Source organism: Xanthomonas theicola, assembly GCF_014236795.1.
In the GTDB taxonomy this organism is placed as follows: Bacteria; Pseudomonadota; Gammaproteobacteria; order Xanthomonadales; family Xanthomonadaceae; genus Xanthomonas_A; species Xanthomonas_A theicola.
This window is the reverse complement of record NZ_CP049017.1, coordinates 2021158-2036874: the sequence shown is the minus strand read 5'-3', so window position 1 is coordinate 2036874 and position 15717 is coordinate 2021158. Positions and strand designations below refer to the sequence as shown.

Here is a 15717-nt window from a genome sequence, read left to right as displayed (position 1 = left end):
CCTTACTGGGTCACGAAGCTGGTGAACAGCAGGTCTTCCACGCACTTCTTGCCGGTCTCGGCGGTCAACAGCTTCTGCGCGTCGGCCAGCGCCGCCGCCTGCAGCTTCTTGCGCCCTGCGATGTCGGCGATGTCCTGCGCCTGCACCTGCGAGAACAGCATCAGCAGGTGCGCGCGGATCGCCGGGGCGTTCTCGGTGATCAGCTTCAGCGCTTCCGGGTCGCGGGTCATCAGCTGCACTTCCATCTGCAGGTAATGCGGGCCATCGTTGGGGCTGCCGTTGAGGTTGACCACGAATGCCGGGTCCATTGCGAAGTACTGCGCCGGCTTGGGCAGCTCGGCGGTCTTGGCCGCGGCCTTGCCGTGGGTGGGGTCGGGCTTCTTCAGGAAGAACCACGCCCCGGCGCCGCCGCCGCCCAGCACCAGCACCGCCGCAGCGAGGACGATCAGCAGCTTGTTCTTCGACTTGCCACCCTCCGGGGCGTCCTTGGCGTCGGCGGGTTTCTTCGATTTGTCGGCGGCAGCTGCCACGGATTGGCTCCTTAAGGGGGACTCTGCCCCTATGGATGCAATCGGCGTGCCGAAACGGCGGGCGTGGCCTGCCGGAGATTTGACGGCGACGTTCGGCGCCGCCGGTGCAGGCTTCTTGAGGGAGGGAACTCAGTCCCGGCGGGCGTTTCCGGCGCGGCCCGCCGCGGGCGAAGCCCCTTCTGCAAGCAAGGGGTGGTGCCGGCGCGGCCGCGGCGGTGCGGCTGGATTACGCGTAGGCGTCGAGCAGGCCGCGCTGGCGCAAAACCATCGACGGAATCCCGACGCTGCCCAGCAGCTCGTCGCCGCTGGCATCGGCGCCGCCGGACCCGCTGCGTTGCGGCGCGTTCTGCGAGGCCTGCCGTTGCTGCTGGCCCACGTCGGCCTGGCCGAGTTGGAAGCCGTGCTGGCCGAGCATGTCGCGCAGCCGCGGCAGGCTGTTCTCCAGCGCCTGGCGCACCTCGGGCTGGGCGCTGCTGAAGCTGGCGTTGATCTGGTCGCCGCTCAGGTGCAGGCGCACCTCGACCGGGCCCAACTCGGCCGGGCTGAGCTTGATGTGCGCGTGGCCGATCTTCTGGTCGGCCAGCCAGCTCATGCGCGCGCCCAGCTCGTCGTCGAAGTTGTCGCCGCGAAGGTTCGGCGTGGGGGTCGGCGAACCGGTGAACGGCGCGGCGCCGTCCACGCTGCGCGACGGCGCGTGGATCCCGGTCGGCGCCATCAGGTTGGCCGGATCGGTGCCGGTGCTGGCGACCTCGCTGCCGCTGTCCGTGCTCTTGTCCGAGGCGGTCGCCAACGCCACCAGCGCGGCGACCGGGGCCGCGGCGGCGTCGCCGCCAGCGGCCGGGGCCGCCGCGCCGGCGACCTGCGCGAGCATGCCGCCGAAGCCGCCGGCGGCGCTGGCGCCGGCAGTGGCGCCGGCCGCGGTCGGCGCGGCGGCTGTCGCGGCGGCCGCGGGGTCGGCGCCGGTCGCGGCCAGGGTGTCGCCGCCGAGCAGCGCGGTCGCGCCTTGGGCGGCGGCGCCGGCGACGCCGATCGCCAACCCGGCCGTGCCCAGCGGACCGGCCTCCGCCGGCAATGCCGCGCCGAGCGCCGGCAACAGGCTCAGGCCGATGCCGGCCAGGCCCGCCGGCGGCCAGCCGGCGTCTTCCTCGGTGTCCTCGCCTTTCTTGGCGTCGCTCTTGCCGCCCTTGGTCGGCGCCTTGGCGTCCTCGCTGCTCTTGTCGGTGTCGCGCGCGGCCTTGGCGCCGGCCTCGGCGCTGCGCGCCGGCTCGCTGGCGGTGTCGTCCGCGGCCTCGGGCCGCTTCGCCGCGGCGTCCTTGTCGGTGGAATCCTGCTGCGACTTGGCGCTGGGCCGCGGCGCCGGCTTGGGCGCGGCGCGCGGGGTGCCGTCGTTGCCGAGCAGCTTGGCGAAGTCCTGGCCGCCGCCGCGGTCCTGGTCCTGGGTGTCGGCGCCGCTGCCGAGCTGGCTGCTGCGGGCGCTGCCGCCCAGCGCGGAAAGTGCGTTGCTCATCGGCTGTCCCCGTTCTCGTTGTCGCTGTCGGCCGCGGCCACCGCCAGGCGCACCCGGCGTGCGCCGAGGTCGTCCATCTCGCGCTGGCTGCGGCGGTCGTCGACCTTGCGTTCCTGGGCGCGGTAGCTGGCCGCCAGCTGTTCCAGCACCTGCTTGTCGCGGCTGGCCAGCAGCAAGCGGCTGCGTTCCATCTCCACCTTCTCGCGGTTGCGGTCCACGGTCTGGCACTGCTGCTGCACCGCGCTCTCCAGGCGGTCCAGGAATGCGCGCCGGTTGGCCAGTTGCGCCAGGCTGGTCGCGGCCATCTGGCTGTTGGCGTATTCCTCGGCGTAGCGGCGCAGTTCCTCCAGCCGCGACTCGTGGGTCTCCAGCGCGCGCTGGCGCTCGGCCAGGTCGCGGGCGACCTCGTCCTCGTGCTGCTGGGCGCGGCGGAGCAGGGGATCGATACGCTGTGATTGCATCATGGCTTAATTCTCACGTTCGACCAGCCGCTTCAGGGCGGCTTGGCTGTGGGGCAGATCTGCGGCCTTGGCGACGTCCTGTCCGAGGAATTCCATGATCTCCGGCCAGCGCTCCAGGGCTTCGTCCACGGCCGGATCGTTGCCGCGCTGGTAGGCGCCGATGGCGATCAGGTCGCGGTTGGACGCGTACGCCGAGACCAGCCGCTTCAGTGCGCGGATGCGCAGCCGCCACGGCTCGTCGGCGATGTCCTGGACCACGCGGCTGACCGAGGATTCCACGTCGATGGCCGGGTACAGGCCGCTGTCGGCGACGCGGCGCGACAGCAGGATGTGGCCGTCGAGGATGGCGCGGGCGGCGTCGGCGATCGGGTCCTGCGGGTCGTCGCCTTCGGTCAGCACGGTGTAGAAGGCGGTGATCGAGCCGCGGCCCTTGGCGCCGTTGCCGGCGCGCTCGACCAGCGCCGGCAGCTTGGCGAACACCGACGGCGGGTAGCCGCGAGTGGTCGGCGGCTCGCCGACCGACAGGCCGATCTCGCGCTGCGCCTGGGCGAAGCGGGTCAGCGAATCCATCAGCAGCAGCACGTTCAGGCCCTGGTCGCGGAACCATTCGGCGATCGCGGTGGCGCGGTAGGCGCCGTGCAGGCGCGCCAGCGGCGGGCGGTCGGCCGGCGCGGCCACGACCACCGCGCGGCGCAGGCCGTCCTCGCCCAGCGTGGTCTCGACGAAATCGCGCACTTCGCGGCCGCGTTCGCCGATCAGCCCGACCACGATCACGTCCGCGGCGGTGTAGCGGGTCATCATCCCGAGCAGGGTGGACTTGCCGACGCCGGAGCCGGCGAACAGGCCCACGCGCTGGCCGCGGCCGATCGGCAGCAGCGCGTTGATCGCGCGCACGCCCACATCCAGCGGCATGGTGATCGGTTCGCGCGCCAGCGGGTTGATCGACACGCCGGCCATGCCGACCGAGCCTTCGGCGCGGATCGGGCCCTTGCCGTCCAGCGGCACGCCGTCCGAATCGATGACCCGGCCGAGCAGGCCTTCGCCCACTTCCACGCCGCCACGGCGGCGCACCGGCACCACCCGCGCGTTGGGCAGCAGGCCGTGGGTTTCGGCGCTTGGCATCAGCGAGGTGCGCTCGCCGGAAAAACCGACCACCTCGGCGTCGACCCAGCCGCCGTCGACCTCGACCTTGCAGGTGGCGCCCATCGGCGCCTCGCAGCCGACCGCTTCCAGGGTCAGGCCGACCGCGCGGCGCAGGATGCCTTCGCGGATCAGGCCGCGGCCGGCGGCGGCGTCCAGGTCGAGCTGGCCCAGGCGCGCCGCCAGGCGCAGGTTGCGCGCGTCCAGCCAGTCGGCCGGATGAGTGCCGGACAGCGCGCTCACAGGCCCGCTCCGGACTTGCGCATGACCGTCTCCAGCGCCGCGCGCAGGCGCGCCTCGAGGGTGCCGTCGATGCGCACCGCCTCGGCATGCACGCGCAGGTCGCCGCGGCTCAGGGTCAGGTCCGGCACCAGCCAGGTGCCGTCGGCCATCGACGCCAGCAGCGGGGTCAGTGCGGCGATGTCGTCCGGGTGCAGGCGCACCTCGACCTCGCGGCGCGCGCCGCCGACCGCGTCCAGCGCCTCGCCGACCAACTCCGCCAGCAGTGCCGGATCGGCCTCGTAGGCGCGCCCGACCAGGCTGCCGGCGATGCGCACGGCCAGTTCGCCGAGCGCGCCGACCACTTCGTTCTCCAGCCGTGCCAGCGGCCGCGAGAAATTGTCCAGGATGCCTTCGATCTGCGCGGTCAGGCGGCGGATCTCGGCCTGGCCCTGGGCCAGGCCCTCGGCATGGCCGCGCTCCAAGCCCTCGTGCTGCGCGGCGGCCTCGATCGCCTGGATGTCCTCCAGGCTCGGCGGGCGCAGTACCGGCGCTTCCGGCAGGGGCTCGTCGAACTGCTCCGGCACCGGGGCCGGGTCGAGTTCGGGGGCGAACCAGCGCACCGCGTTGCCGCTCATACCATCGCCTCCGCACCGGCGCCGCCGAGGCTGATCACGCCTTCATCGGCCAGCCGCCGCACGATCGCCAGGATCTCCTTCTGCGCCGCTTCCACGTCGGCCAGGCGCACCGGGCCGCGCGCCTCCATGTCCTCGAGCAGGATCTCGGCGGCGCGCTGGGACATGTTCTTGGTGATCTTCTCGCGCACCTTGATGTCGGCGCCGCGCAGGGCCAGGCCGAGGCGGTCGCCGCTGACCTCGCGCAGCAGGGTCTGCAGCGCGCGGTCCTCCAGCTCGACCAGGTTGTCGAACACGAACATCAGATCCTGGATGCGGGTGCTGAGCTCGGCGTCGATCTTGCCGATCGCCGCCAGCACGCCCTGGTCCTGGCCGCTGTCCATGAAGTTGAGGATGTTGGCGGCGACCTTGACCCCGCCGACGTTGGACGACTTCAGGTTCTGGTTGCCGGAGAACTGCCGCTCCATGATCTCGTTGAGCTCGTTCAGCGCGTTCGGCGGGATGCCGTCCAGGGTGGCGATGCGCATCAGCACGTCGGCGCGGGTGCGTTCGGGCAGCAGCTTCAGCGCCTCGGCGGCCTGGTCGCTGTCCAGGTGCGCCATGACGATGGCGATGATCTGCGGATGTTCGTTGCGCACCAGGTCTGCCACCGCGCGCGGGTCCATCCACTTCAGCGTGTCCAGGCCGGTGGTGTTGCGGCCGAGCAGGATGCGATCGATCAGGTTGCCGGCCTTGTCCGCGCCCAGTGCCTGCACCAACACGTTGCGGATGTAGTCGTCGGCGCCCACGCCCAGCGAGGTCTTGCTGCCGAGCTCGGCGTTGAACTCGTCCATCACCTTCTCGACCTGGTCGCGCGAGATGCCGCTCATGGTGGCCATGGCGATGCCGATCTTCTGCACCTCCTTGGGGTCCATGTGCTTGAGCACTTCGGCCGCGTCGCTTTCGCCGAGCGACAGCAGCAGCACTGCGGCGCGCTGGGTGCCGTTCATTGCGGTTGCATCAGGCTTCACTGGCCACCCATCCCTTCACGACTTGCGCGACGCGCTTGGAATCTTGTTTGACCGCGTCGCGCGCCAGGCGCAGACGCTCCTCGTAGGCATCCGGCAGGGCGATCGCGGCGCGCTCGCGGCCGGCGATGCTGGCGGTATCGTCGGCCAACGACGGCAGCAGCGGGTCGCCGTCGTCCAGCATCGAGACATTGGCGCTGTGCGGTTCGGACTTGTCCCTGGCCTTGGCCGGCGCCGGCCCGGCGATCTGGCGCAGCGCCGGGCGCAGCACGCCGAACAGCAGGGCCAGCACCACCGCCGCGCCGAGCAGCAGGCGCAATCCGTTCATCATCCGCGGATCTTCCCACCAACCGGGCTTGTCCACCGCTTCCGGCGCCTGGCGCACGAACGGGGCGTTCATCACCGAGACGGTATCCCCGCGCGCCGCGTCGAAGCCGACCGCCTGCTTGACCAAGCCTTCGATGCGGGTCAGCTCGGCGGCGCTGAGCGCCTGCTCGACCATCTTGCCCTTGGCGCCCGGGCGCGGCACATGGTCGACCAGCACCGCCACCGACACGCGCTTGATCCGGCCCGGCGGCTGCCGGGTGTGCTGCAAGGTGCGGTCCAGCTCGTAGTTGCGGGTGGCGCTCTTGGAGGTCTCGGTCGGGGTCGCGGCGGCAGTCTGCTGGGTGGCGCCAGGCGTGGCGCCGGCAGCGCCTGCGGCAGGCGCCGGCTGCCCGGGCACGGCCGCGCCGGGCGGCGAATTGCTGGTCGCGCCGGGCACGCCTTGCGGGCCGGCCACGGCGGTGCTGCTGTCGCTGACCTGCTCGCTGCGCAGCTTCGGCGGCTCGCCGTTGTACAGCTCGCGGGCTTCCTCGGTGACCGAGAAATCCATGTCCACGCTGACTTCCGGGTTGACCCGGCCGGGGCCGGTCATCGGCTCCAGCAGCTCGCGGATGCGCTGGTTGTAGGCGCTTTCCTGGCGCCGCACCTGCTCGAACTGGGCCGCGTTCAGGGCCGCGTCGCTGTTGGGATCGGCGATGGTCAGCATGCGTCCGCTCTGGTCGACCACGGTGACCCGGTCCGGCGACAGGTCGGGGATGCTGGAGGCGACCATGTTGACGATCGCATCGACCTGGTTGCGCTCCAGGGTGGTGCCGCCGCGCAGTTCCAGCACCACCGAGGCGCTGGCCACGTCGCGCTGGCGGGTGAACGCGCTGGGCTTGGGAATGGCCAGGTGCACCCGCGCCTCGCGCACCGGGCGCAGGCTGGCGATGGTGCGCGCCAGTTCGGTCTCCAGCGCGTGCTGGTAGCGCGCGTTCTCGACGAACTGGCTGACGCCGAAGCCCGGGTCCTTTTCCATGACCTCGAAGCCCATGTTGCCGTTGTCGGTCAGGCCGGAGCCGGCCAGCTTCAGGCGCGCGTCGTAGAGCTTGTCTTCCGGCACGGTGATCGCGCCGGTGGCCGGGTCGAGCTTGAACGGGATCTGCGCGGTGCGCAGCAGGTCGGTGGCCTCGGCCGTGCCCTTTTCGTCCAGGCCGGTGTACAGGGGGGTGTAGGCGGGTTTCTGCGACCAGAAGAACACGAACAGGCCCGCGGCCACGGCCACTGCGATCATCGCCATCAGGCCGATGCGGCGGGTGATCTGCAGGCTCTGCAGGCGATCGAACCAGGCGCCCGCCTTTTCGCCGGTGAGGGTGTCTTTGCTGAGCGCAAGAGCCATCGTCGTCTACCTTACAGCGGCATGTTCATCACGTCCTGGTACGCCTGGACGAGTCGGTTGCGGACTTCCACGGTGGCGCGGAACGCCACCTGGGACTGTTGCGCGGCCAGCATCACCTTGGCCAGGCCGGCGTTGGGGTCGCCCATCTCGAAGGCCTTGGCCAGATCGCCGGCCTTCTGCTGGGTCTCGTTGACGCCGCTGATCGCGCTGCGCAGGGTGTCGCTGAAGCTCGGACCTTGCGTGCCCTGGGTCCCGGTCAGGCCCTCGATCGCATTGCTGCGCCCGGCGTCGGCCGCCTGCGCAGGCGCGGCCTGGCCGACCTGGCTCTGGTAGCTGCGGATCTGCGAGAGGATGGAACCGATGGAGTCGCTCATGCGGGGATGTCCAGGCCGGGGCGGCTACCGGAATGGATGCAAGCGGTGTGCCGAAACCGCGGTGCCCGTGCCCGCGCGCGGCGGGATCGGATGCCGGGGCGCGCCGTCTGCTGCAAGGGCCGCCTGCTGCGACGGCTTCCCGGCGCGGCGCGGCGGCCGGCTCCTGGCCGCAGGTGCCGGCCGATTGACGCGCGAGGCCCGGCGCCGGGCAGGGCGCCGCGGCCGCCGCGGCGCGGCTCAGTCCGGCAGCCAGGCCGCGCGCCAGGCCTGCAGGTTGGCGCCATGCAGCATCCAGTCGCGGCGTACCGCTGCGTGCAACGCGGCAGCGGCCGCCGCGCTGGCCTGGGCATCGGCCAGATGCATGCGGATCGCGTTGATCCAGTCGCGGAACCGGTTCTTGACCAGGGTCGCCGGCAGCCCGTCCTGGTACGGCGGCAAGTCGCTGGCCACCACCGGGTAGCCGCAGGCGCCGTATTCGAGCAGGCGCAGGTTGCTCTTGCAGCGGTTGAACAGGTTGTCTTCCAGCGGCGCCAGCGCCAGGTCCAGGCGCAGCGCGGCCAGGGCCTGCGGATAGCGCGCGAAGTCCACCCCCGGGTGCACTTCGGCCACGTGCGGGCGCAGCCGCGGCGGGCACATGCCCATGAACACCCAGTGCACCTCGCCTGCCAGCGCCTGCACCACGTCGGCGATCAGCTCCAGATCGCCGGTATGGCTGGCGCCGCCGGCCCAGCCGACCCGCGGCTTGCTGCCGGCGCAGGTCCTGGCCGGCGCGGCGAGGTCGCCCCACATGCGCGGATCGAGCCGGTTGCGCACCACGCGCAGGTCCGCATGCAGGCCGGCGAGCGCCTCGGCCAGGGCCGGGGTGGACACCACCACCCGGTCCACCAGCGAGGCGGCGCGGCGCAGCGAGCGCAGCACGTCCTTGGGCATCTGCTCGCGGTGCACGCTCTTCAGCGGCAGGTTGGGCAGGTAGTCGTCGAGCTCGTAGACCTTGAACGCCGCGGAGAAGCGGCGCATGCGTTCCATCTTCGCCAGTTCGGCCTCGCCGATCCGGCGCTGCACCACCACCGCATCGGCGGCGACGCGCTGCATTTCCACCGGGTCGAGCAGACGCGCGTAGTAGACGCCGTCGATCAACCCGGCCTCGGCCAGCGCCTGGAACGGCTGGATCACCCGGTAGTGGCCGCTGCCGAAGGCGTCGCCGGGATGGGCCAGGATCCGCGGCAGCGGTTTCCAGGACAGCGGCTGCCAGGAGAACTCGGATTCGCCCAGCTTGAAGCCGCCGGGCTGCTCCAGGCCCAGGCTCGGCGAATACGCCGGATCCTGCGCCATGACCGGCAGCCAGCGCTGCAGCAGGGCGTCGTCCGCGCTTTGCGGCCGCGGCGCCGCGGCGGGCTGCAGCAGCAGCGCCTCGGGCGTCCAGATCGTCCACTCGCCCAGCGCCGCGGCGCGCAGGCACAGGTCCACGTCGGCACCGCCCTCGGCGAAGCCGACCGCATCGAAGCCGGACAGTTGTTCGAACAGGGCGCGCCGCACCAGCATGCAGCGTTCGGACACGGCGCTGTAGCGGTGCGCCACCTGCAGCCGGCCCATGTAGCCGGCCTGCGCCATCGGCTCGCCGGCGAAGGCGTGGCCGGCGCCGGGCAGCAGCCCGGGCAACAGCCCGGCGTGGGTGATGCTGCCATCGGCGGACACGCCCTTGGCGCCGACGATGCCGACCTCCGGACGCTGCGCGTGGTTCATCAGTTCGTGCAGCCAGCGGCCCTGGATCACCGCGTTGTCGGCATCCAGGAACAGCAGGTAGTCGCCGTGCGCCTGGGTCGCGGCGAGGTTGCGCGCCTCGGCCTGGGCCACGCGCTGCTCCAGCGCGAACACGCGGATGCGGCCGTTGCCCAGTTCGGCCACCGCCTGCAGCCATTGCCCGACCGCCGCTGCGGTGCTGGCGTTGTCGACCAGCAGCAGTTCGTAGGCCGGGTAGGCGGTGTGCTCGAGCAGGCCGACCACCGCGCGCTGCAGCGCCGGCAGGTTGTCCTGGGCGATCACCACGATCGAGACCGGCGGCTGCAGGGCGTGGCCGTAGTCGATGCGGTGCAGCCCGCCGGGCAGGGCCGCGACCGTGGCGTCGGCATAGCCGCGCGCCTGCAGGTGGCTGGCGACCGCACGCTGGCGCGCGTCGGCGCCGGCGGCGTCGTCGATCGGCGCCGCGATCAGCAGCGGCTCGGGTAGATGCGCCAGGCTGGCGCCGGCATCGCGCTGGAACAGGCGCAGGATCAGTTCCAGTTCGAGCGCACCGTCGTGGTCGGGGTCGAAGCCGCCGAGCTCCTGCACCAGCGCGCGGTGGAAGATCCAGTGGCCGGCGGTCGCCAGCGGGTTGCCCAGCAACAGGTCCAGATCCGGATCCGGACGCAGCACCGGCGCCAGCGTCTGCCCGTCCAGCGCCAGCCATTCGTCGGCATACAGCGCGCTGCATTGCGGATGCTGCGCCAGTTCCAGCACCAGTCGCAGCAGGCCGCCTTGGCAGAAGCGGGTGCCGGCGGCGGCGCACAGGAACCAGTCGGCGTGCGCGAGCTGGGCCAGCGCGGCGTTGCGATCGGCCGCCTCCTCGCCGGGCGCCAGCGGCAGGTAGCGGACCCGCGGATCCGGCCACGCTGGGGCCGCCGCGGCGGCGAGCACGGCCACGCTCAGCGTGGCGAAGGCCGCCCCGTCCAGCAGCAGGCTGCGCAGGCTGGTCTCCAGCGCGGTCGCGTCGGCGTTGCGCGCATCCAGTAGCACCGCGATCCGCGCACCGCCGCCCAGGTCCGCCAGGCGCGCGTCGAGCAGGGCACGCTGGACCGGCGGCAGCTGCCGCCGCGCCTGCCAGTCGCGCAGCGCCAGCTGGGCGCGGCCGCGCGCATACGCGGCCTGGATCGCCTGCAGCAGATCGATCGGTTCGGCGCGGCCTCCGTCCAGCGGGGTCACATGGACCAGGCGCACGTCGCCGTCGCCGCGGTACCAGCCCATGGCGCGCACGCCGCGGCGGAAGTCGTCGTGGCCCTGGTCGCCGATCCCCGGCCGGTCGCGGCCGGCCTGGCTGAATTGGTCCTGCGTCACTCGAAAGCGGGTCAGCGGCCTGGCCAGCAGGGCCAGGTTGCCGCGGTGCAGCAGCTTGGCGTACAGGGCCAGGTCGCCGACCCAGTGGATCACTCGGCCATCGAGCATCATCAGTTGGTCGCCGATCTCCAGCAGGTCCTGGCGCCGGCACAGCACGCAGCTGGGCTCGCCGATGAAGTTGATGGTGTGGTCGGCCAGGAAGGACAGCAGCGTGGGGCCGTCGAGCACCACGTCGCCGGCGAACGGGAAGCTGGTGGCGGGGATGTCCGGCAGCGGCGCATCGTCGCTGTCGATGCGCTGCCGACGCGAAGAGGCCAGCGCCACGTCAGGGCCGGCCTGCATGGCCCGCACCAGCGCGGCGATGCAGTCCGGTTCCAGTACGTCGTCGTCGTGCAGGAATTTGACGTACTCGCCCTGCGCCAGGCCGATGCCCTTGATGGTGCTGCCGAGCTCGCCGAGGCGACTGGGGTTGCGTTGGTAGCGGATCGGGAAGCGCGCATCGACTCGCTTGCGTTCCACCGCCGCGGCGATCGTGCCATCGGGGTTGTCGTCGCAGATCACCAGTTCCAGCGCCGGATAGGTCTGGCCCAGCACGCTGTCGAGCGTCCGCTCGAAGTACCGGAACTTGTAGGCCGGCATGACGATGCTGACCAGGGCGTTGGAACTCATTGGGACGGATGATCTCTAAGAGGAAATAGGCGTCGGCCGCGGTGTCGGCCCCTGCACGTAGGGATGCCGGCGTTGTCGCCGCCAACCACCACGGATGCAACATGCGTGCCGCAGTCGCCTGCTCAGGTCCTTGCGATGCCGCCGCTCGGCGCCCGGGCGAGGATGCGGCCGCGGATCGGCGGGCCGGTTGCATGGGTCGCACCAGATACCGCTGCTGGCATCCGGTGCGACACGAGCGCCAGACCCGATGCAGTCTATTGGGAACGGGAGGGCGGGCTTTGCGGCGGGGCATCCGAAGGCAGGGCGGCATACAGCGGGTCTTGCCGTTCCAATTGCGCCCATGCCGGGTTCAGGTGCGCAAAGGCGGCAAGCGCTTGCCGCGCGCCGTTGCTGTGGCCCAATGCCATCTGCAGGCGCGCCGCGCGGCGCCAGATACAGTCCCAGTCGACACCGAGCCTGAGCGCCTCGCTCAGTGCGCCTTGCGCCTGTTCGGCGTTGCCCTGCCGCTGCGCGCGCCCGGTGCGGCCCATCGCGCTGTTGGCTTGGTTCAGATCGAGCAGATGGCGCAGTTCGGGCACCGGCTCGCTGGCGGCATCGATGCGCAGATTGATATCCTGGAATCCTCCCTGCGGCGTGCGCACCAGCAGGGCCGCGGACATCTTTCCGGTGCGCTGGCCGCCGACCCGCTCGCCGGCGGCGAGGGCGGCGACCAGGCGATCGGCGAGCGCGCCGTTGCCGCCGAGGAAGCCGTCGTGCATCGCGGCGACGACCGCTTCGCTGTTCAGGCCGTTGCCCTGAATCGCGTAGCCGTGCCCGGTGATCGACCCAGCCCAGGCCGAGGCCATGGCCTGCGCGCCGGTGAAGGCAGCGCCCTCGCCGCGCATCCCGACCACCCCCACTTGCAGGAACGAGGCACCCTATCCCTCGAACCCATCGTCGGTTCCGACCAGTGCGTCGACCACCGCTCGGCCGAGGCGTGTCGTTGCAGCAGGGCGATCCCCTTTGGCCCACAGGAGGGGTTGGTCTCGTACTGGGAGGCCACCGCGCCGACCTGTGCCTTGGCGTAGATGACCGTCGCGCCGACCGCGAGATTGTTGGTGGCCACCGCCGCCCGGCAGGTGCCGGACTGCGTGCAGGCCACGATGGAGAAGGTCGCGAACGCCGGGCCGGCGATGCCAGGGCCATCGCCGCGGCCAGCAGCCGAAGCGCAATGCGACGTACGGTGATGTTGGAACGCAGCATGCCGGGTTCTCGCTACTGGTGCGGTGGAGTGCCTACAAGGTGACCTGCGGTCGTTGCGGTACCCAACGGCTCGACACGGCGCCACTATGAAGAGGAAGCCGGCGTCGAGGAAGTGCCGGCCGTGGCTGAACGAGCGCCACGGCCGCTTGCGCTAGACCGGGGCGCGTTGCGACTCGCCGGCCGCACAGCGCGCGGCCGTGTCGCGCCAGCGCCGAGCGGACGCTGGTGCGGCGGTTGTCCCGATTCGCCAGTGATCAGCGCACCATCCCGGCGGTACGCGACCGGGATCCAGTCGGTGCGCAGGGTGCGGAAACTCGATGAACTCTCCCTGCGCCAAGCCAATGCGTCTAAATGGCTCTGCCGAGTTCACCCAGGCGGCTGGGTTGCGTTGTTAGCAGATCGGAAAGCACGCCGCGACGCACTTGCGCTTCATCTGGGTTGTCGCCGCGGATCACCAGTTTCAGCGCTGGATAGTCTGCGCCAGCACGCTGTCCAGCGTCCGCTCGAAGTACCGGAACTTGTAGGTCGGCATGACGATGCCGACCAGTGGCGTTGGAACTCATGGGTTGGCCGGGTTCAAGGTTAGGAACAAGACGGCACCTACGCGCTGGCACCTTGGATACTGCATCGGCAAACCGACTCGTTGACGCAAGGCTCATGCCGATAGGAACGCTGCCCATTATTCAACAGAACCATCCTTGCGTAAGGCGGGCGCCGTCTACGCCATTGCCAAAATCAGTGATGTACATTGCTTATCGAGAGATGTAGCGCTTCGTGGTGTATCTCCACTGGAAACGCCAGGTTATGATCACCACGCGCGACAAAATTGCTGAGTCGCGCGCACGAAGCCTGCGGTAATATCTTTTGTTACAGATAATGGAAATGGGTGGTAATGCACTGATGCGGTAGTCTCTCTTACTTTATAACTGGATTAGCCATGACTCTACGTAAAGCTTTGCTCTTCACTGCCCTCATGCTGTCCGCGGGCACCTCGCAGGCATGGACCATGGTCTATGCGACCGATGCCAACGGAAACGTTTCCGAAGGATCTTTGCAATCCCTTCGGGTAGCGGTGAATAACGGCGCAAGCGTGAAAGTGCTGGTAACCGGGGCCAATATTCACGTATGGGGCGTTCCATGCACATATACATCCGTGAAGCTCGATGCATCACAGGCGGTTGTTTGTGTCAGTAATCAAGGGCTAGGCATGGAAATTGCTATGGGCTCCAATTTTGGCGCAGTCAGTAACCTTGCCCAGTCCGTGCACTACGTTATAAATACATCCGGCCAATATGCCCAGGCCAATTTAAACATCGGCACGGGCCAGTTGGTTAGCCGTTCCGTCTTGATCCATGCCATGCAATGGTACGTCGAATAACCTGGACCAGGCCGTGGAGAAATCTTCTTCGGCGGATGAGATTGGATGTATTGACCGACTCCGTGCCATAGCTGATTAGAGTCATGGGCAAGGCGACATTTTGCGCACCTGACAGGTATTAGGCTGCCATGCAGGTATGCATGGCAGCTCCGCGCTACGGAAGGCGCTGCGAGAGCGGATTGACGGTTATCGACGGCATCCTGGAGCCAAGTCCATCCAGCCATTTTTCTGTTAACGCGCTCGTATATCTACGATTTCCATACACTCGCGCACCGAATATGCATTGAATGACGTTGCCAAGAGATCATTGTGCCTGAAGAAGATGTGCTTAGAAACAGTATAAAACCATCGCGTCAGGGCATAGCCGATTGTGTTGGCGGAAACCAAGCTTGTAATCTTTGTCCGTCTCCGCTACAAAATCCGTTAGCGTCAGTAGATCCTCAGGCTTGTGATAAAGTGAAATCGCCATTTTAGGCCGATTTTTTTCGATTGTTTGCCTTGCGCCATGCAACGCCTTGAGTTCGGAGCCTTCAATTTCAAGCTTGATGAATGTTGCTGTTCTTTCCGTAGCATCGTCAATGGTTGTGACGGGTACTGTTATCGCAACATTGTCTTCGTGTGATTTATCATATATATGGCCAATAATATTCGAATCCAGAAGGTGGGCAGACTGTGTTTGCGCAAACCCAGGAGTCTCGAAGTCGGGGACAATTTGCCCCGGGTTGAATCGCAAAGTCGTGTTGCTATTCCATAGCCCCTTCTCATGCAGCGTAATAGACGGCGCTAATGGCTTAAGATATTGGTCTTGGAGTGCATTAAGGCGTATGCGAATCAAGCTATTATTATGGCTGGAAGGTTCGAAAGAGTGAATTCGTTTGAACTGACCCTTACATGCTCGCAGGAAGCCTTCGATGGTGTCGCCATTGAAGGCACCGCCATCGACATATGTCTCATGATCGCTGAATTTAAAGAACTGACGGTTTGTAGAGTACGAGTTAAGTTTGAAACCTTCCGTGCCATGGCCGACGGCGCACGCTTCAAGGTAGAATGGATTCAAAGTTAATCGATAGAGCAGAATGCACAGCCATGTAATGCGCGAGTAATCGTCAATTAATTGATCGGTCACTCCGGCCAGGCGATCAACATTACTGATAACCGCACTGAAGAATTCATGGCCATACCAGAAAAAACGGCCGGTCTCACCACTATGGTCAACATTGCATGACTTTAGTAAATGCAGAAACTGCAAGGGCAGCAAAGTCCGTAAGTTCCACTGACTGGCGATTCTGGTGAAGTAATGAAAGCCCGTTGCGCCTGGAGCCAGTATGCAAGACACCACGTCCGTTCGGTTGGAGGCTAAGCTGACCCAAGTATCGGAGTTAACGACAGGTATTCCAAAAATATCGCTTTGTCGCTCATGCAGAAAGTCGTCGACAATAGCAATAACGTTGGCGGATTTGGAAAATACGCGAATTTCAGAGCGGCAAACCGATCCGCAAACAATAAATTTTTGAGTGGCCAGAAAATCTTCTGGTGCCCGGTCCAGCCATTCTGGGAAAAGTCCATTAGGTTGCACAAGGGAATCGTGCAATTCAAAAACATTTTTAATAAGTTTTTGCTGAGACAAGAATGGGTACATGGAAGGGCAACTCCTTTCAAGGCTGGTGTGTTGTTTTAACGCGGGCTGTTCGGCTATAGGATTGAGTCCTGCCGTGTATTTGGCGATTTTTCTTGCCACTCTAAGTCAATATCCGCGTATGCCT

Annotated in this window: 13 protein-coding genes and 1 pseudogene; 1 reads left to right on the top strand and 13 read right to left on the bottom strand. The window is 67.8% G+C overall.

All coding sequences use genetic code 11. The annotated features are described in order from the left end of the window. Positions 1 to 2: 2 nt before the first annotated feature. The 12 genes and pseudogenes from G4Q83_RS09395 to G4Q83_RS09340 form a co-directional block, all read right to left on the bottom strand. Positions 3 to 534, bottom strand: a pseudogene (locus tag G4Q83_RS09395) (flagellar basal body-associated FliL family protein). 222 nt (positions 535 to 756) lie between these two features. Next, positions 757 to 2037, bottom strand: coding sequence for a flagellar hook-length control protein FliK (locus G4Q83_RS09390; RefSeq protein ID WP_128420491.1), 1281 nt, complete (start codon positions 2035 to 2037; stop codon positions 757 to 759). After that, complete coding sequence (gene fliJ / locus G4Q83_RS09385; protein WP_128420492.1) at positions 2034 to 2501, bottom strand: flagellar export protein FliJ; 468 nt, start codon at positions 2499 to 2501, stop codon at positions 2034 to 2036. Before fliJ ends, G4Q83_RS09390 begins: the two co-directional genes overlap by 4 nt. Before the next feature lie 3 nt (positions 2502 to 2504). Next, positions 2505 to 3881: a FliI/YscN family ATPase gene (locus G4Q83_RS09380; protein ID WP_128420493.1), complete on the bottom strand. Its 1377-nt coding sequence runs from the start codon at positions 3879 to 3881 to the stop codon at positions 2505 to 2507. After that, positions 3878 to 4495 carry a FliH/SctL family protein gene (locus G4Q83_RS09375; RefSeq protein ID WP_128420494.1) on the bottom strand — a complete coding sequence of 206 codons (618 nt, stop codon included), beginning with the start codon at positions 4493 to 4495 and terminating at the stop codon, positions 3878 to 3880. Before G4Q83_RS09375 ends, G4Q83_RS09380 begins: the two co-directional genes overlap by 4 nt. Continuing rightward, complete coding sequence (gene fliG, locus G4Q83_RS09370; protein WP_128420495.1) at positions 4492 to 5481, bottom strand: flagellar motor switch protein FliG; 990 nt, start codon at positions 5479 to 5481, stop codon at positions 4492 to 4494. The genes G4Q83_RS09375 and fliG overlap by 4 nt, the downstream gene beginning before the upstream one ends. Positions 5482 to 5491: 10 nt before the next feature. Then, entirely contained in the window at positions 5492 to 7201 is a 1710-nt protein-coding gene (gene fliF / locus G4Q83_RS09365) for a flagellar basal-body MS-ring/collar protein FliF (protein ID WP_128420496.1), read from the bottom strand. An 11-nt stretch (positions 7202 to 7212) separates the two neighbouring features. Further along, positions 7213 to 7575, bottom strand: a complete 363-nt coding sequence (fliE, locus tag G4Q83_RS09360) for a flagellar hook-basal body complex protein FliE (protein ID WP_128420497.1) — start codon at positions 7573 to 7575, stop codon at positions 7213 to 7215. Positions 7576 to 7812: 237 nt separating this feature from the next. Continuing rightward, entirely contained in the window at positions 7813 to 11334 is a 3522-nt protein-coding gene (locus tag G4Q83_RS09355) for a glycosyltransferase (protein ID WP_170069168.1), read from the bottom strand. 254 nt (positions 11335 to 11588) lie between these two features. Beyond that, positions 11589 to 12218, bottom strand: coding sequence for a DUF1028 domain-containing protein (locus G4Q83_RS09350; protein ID WP_146095443.1), 630 nt, complete (start codon positions 12216 to 12218; stop codon positions 11589 to 11591). After that, entirely contained in the window at positions 12116 to 12439 is a 324-nt protein-coding gene (locus G4Q83_RS24550) for a DUF1028 domain-containing protein (RefSeq protein WP_425509770.1), read from the bottom strand. Before G4Q83_RS24550 ends, G4Q83_RS09350 begins: the two co-directional genes overlap by 103 nt. A gap of 484 nt (positions 12440 to 12923) precedes the next feature. Beyond that, entirely contained in the window at positions 12924 to 13139 is a 216-nt protein-coding gene (locus tag G4Q83_RS09340; protein WP_128420499.1) for a hypothetical protein, read from the bottom strand. Positions 13140 to 13513: 374 nt separating this feature from the next. Between G4Q83_RS09340 and G4Q83_RS09335 the strand changes: the two genes are divergently transcribed. Further along, positions 13514 to 13954, top strand: coding sequence for a hypothetical protein (locus tag G4Q83_RS09335; protein ID WP_128420500.1), 441 nt, complete (start codon positions 13514 to 13516; stop codon positions 13952 to 13954). Between the two features lie 328 nt (positions 13955 to 14282). On the opposite strand, the gene G4Q83_RS09330 is transcribed toward G4Q83_RS09335, so the two are convergent. After that, positions 14283 to 15692 carry an FkbM family methyltransferase gene (locus G4Q83_RS09330; protein ID WP_128420501.1) on the bottom strand — a complete coding sequence of 470 codons (1410 nt, stop codon included), beginning with the start codon at positions 15690 to 15692 and terminating at the stop codon, positions 14283 to 14285. Between the last annotated feature and the right edge of the window lie 25 nt (positions 15693 to 15717).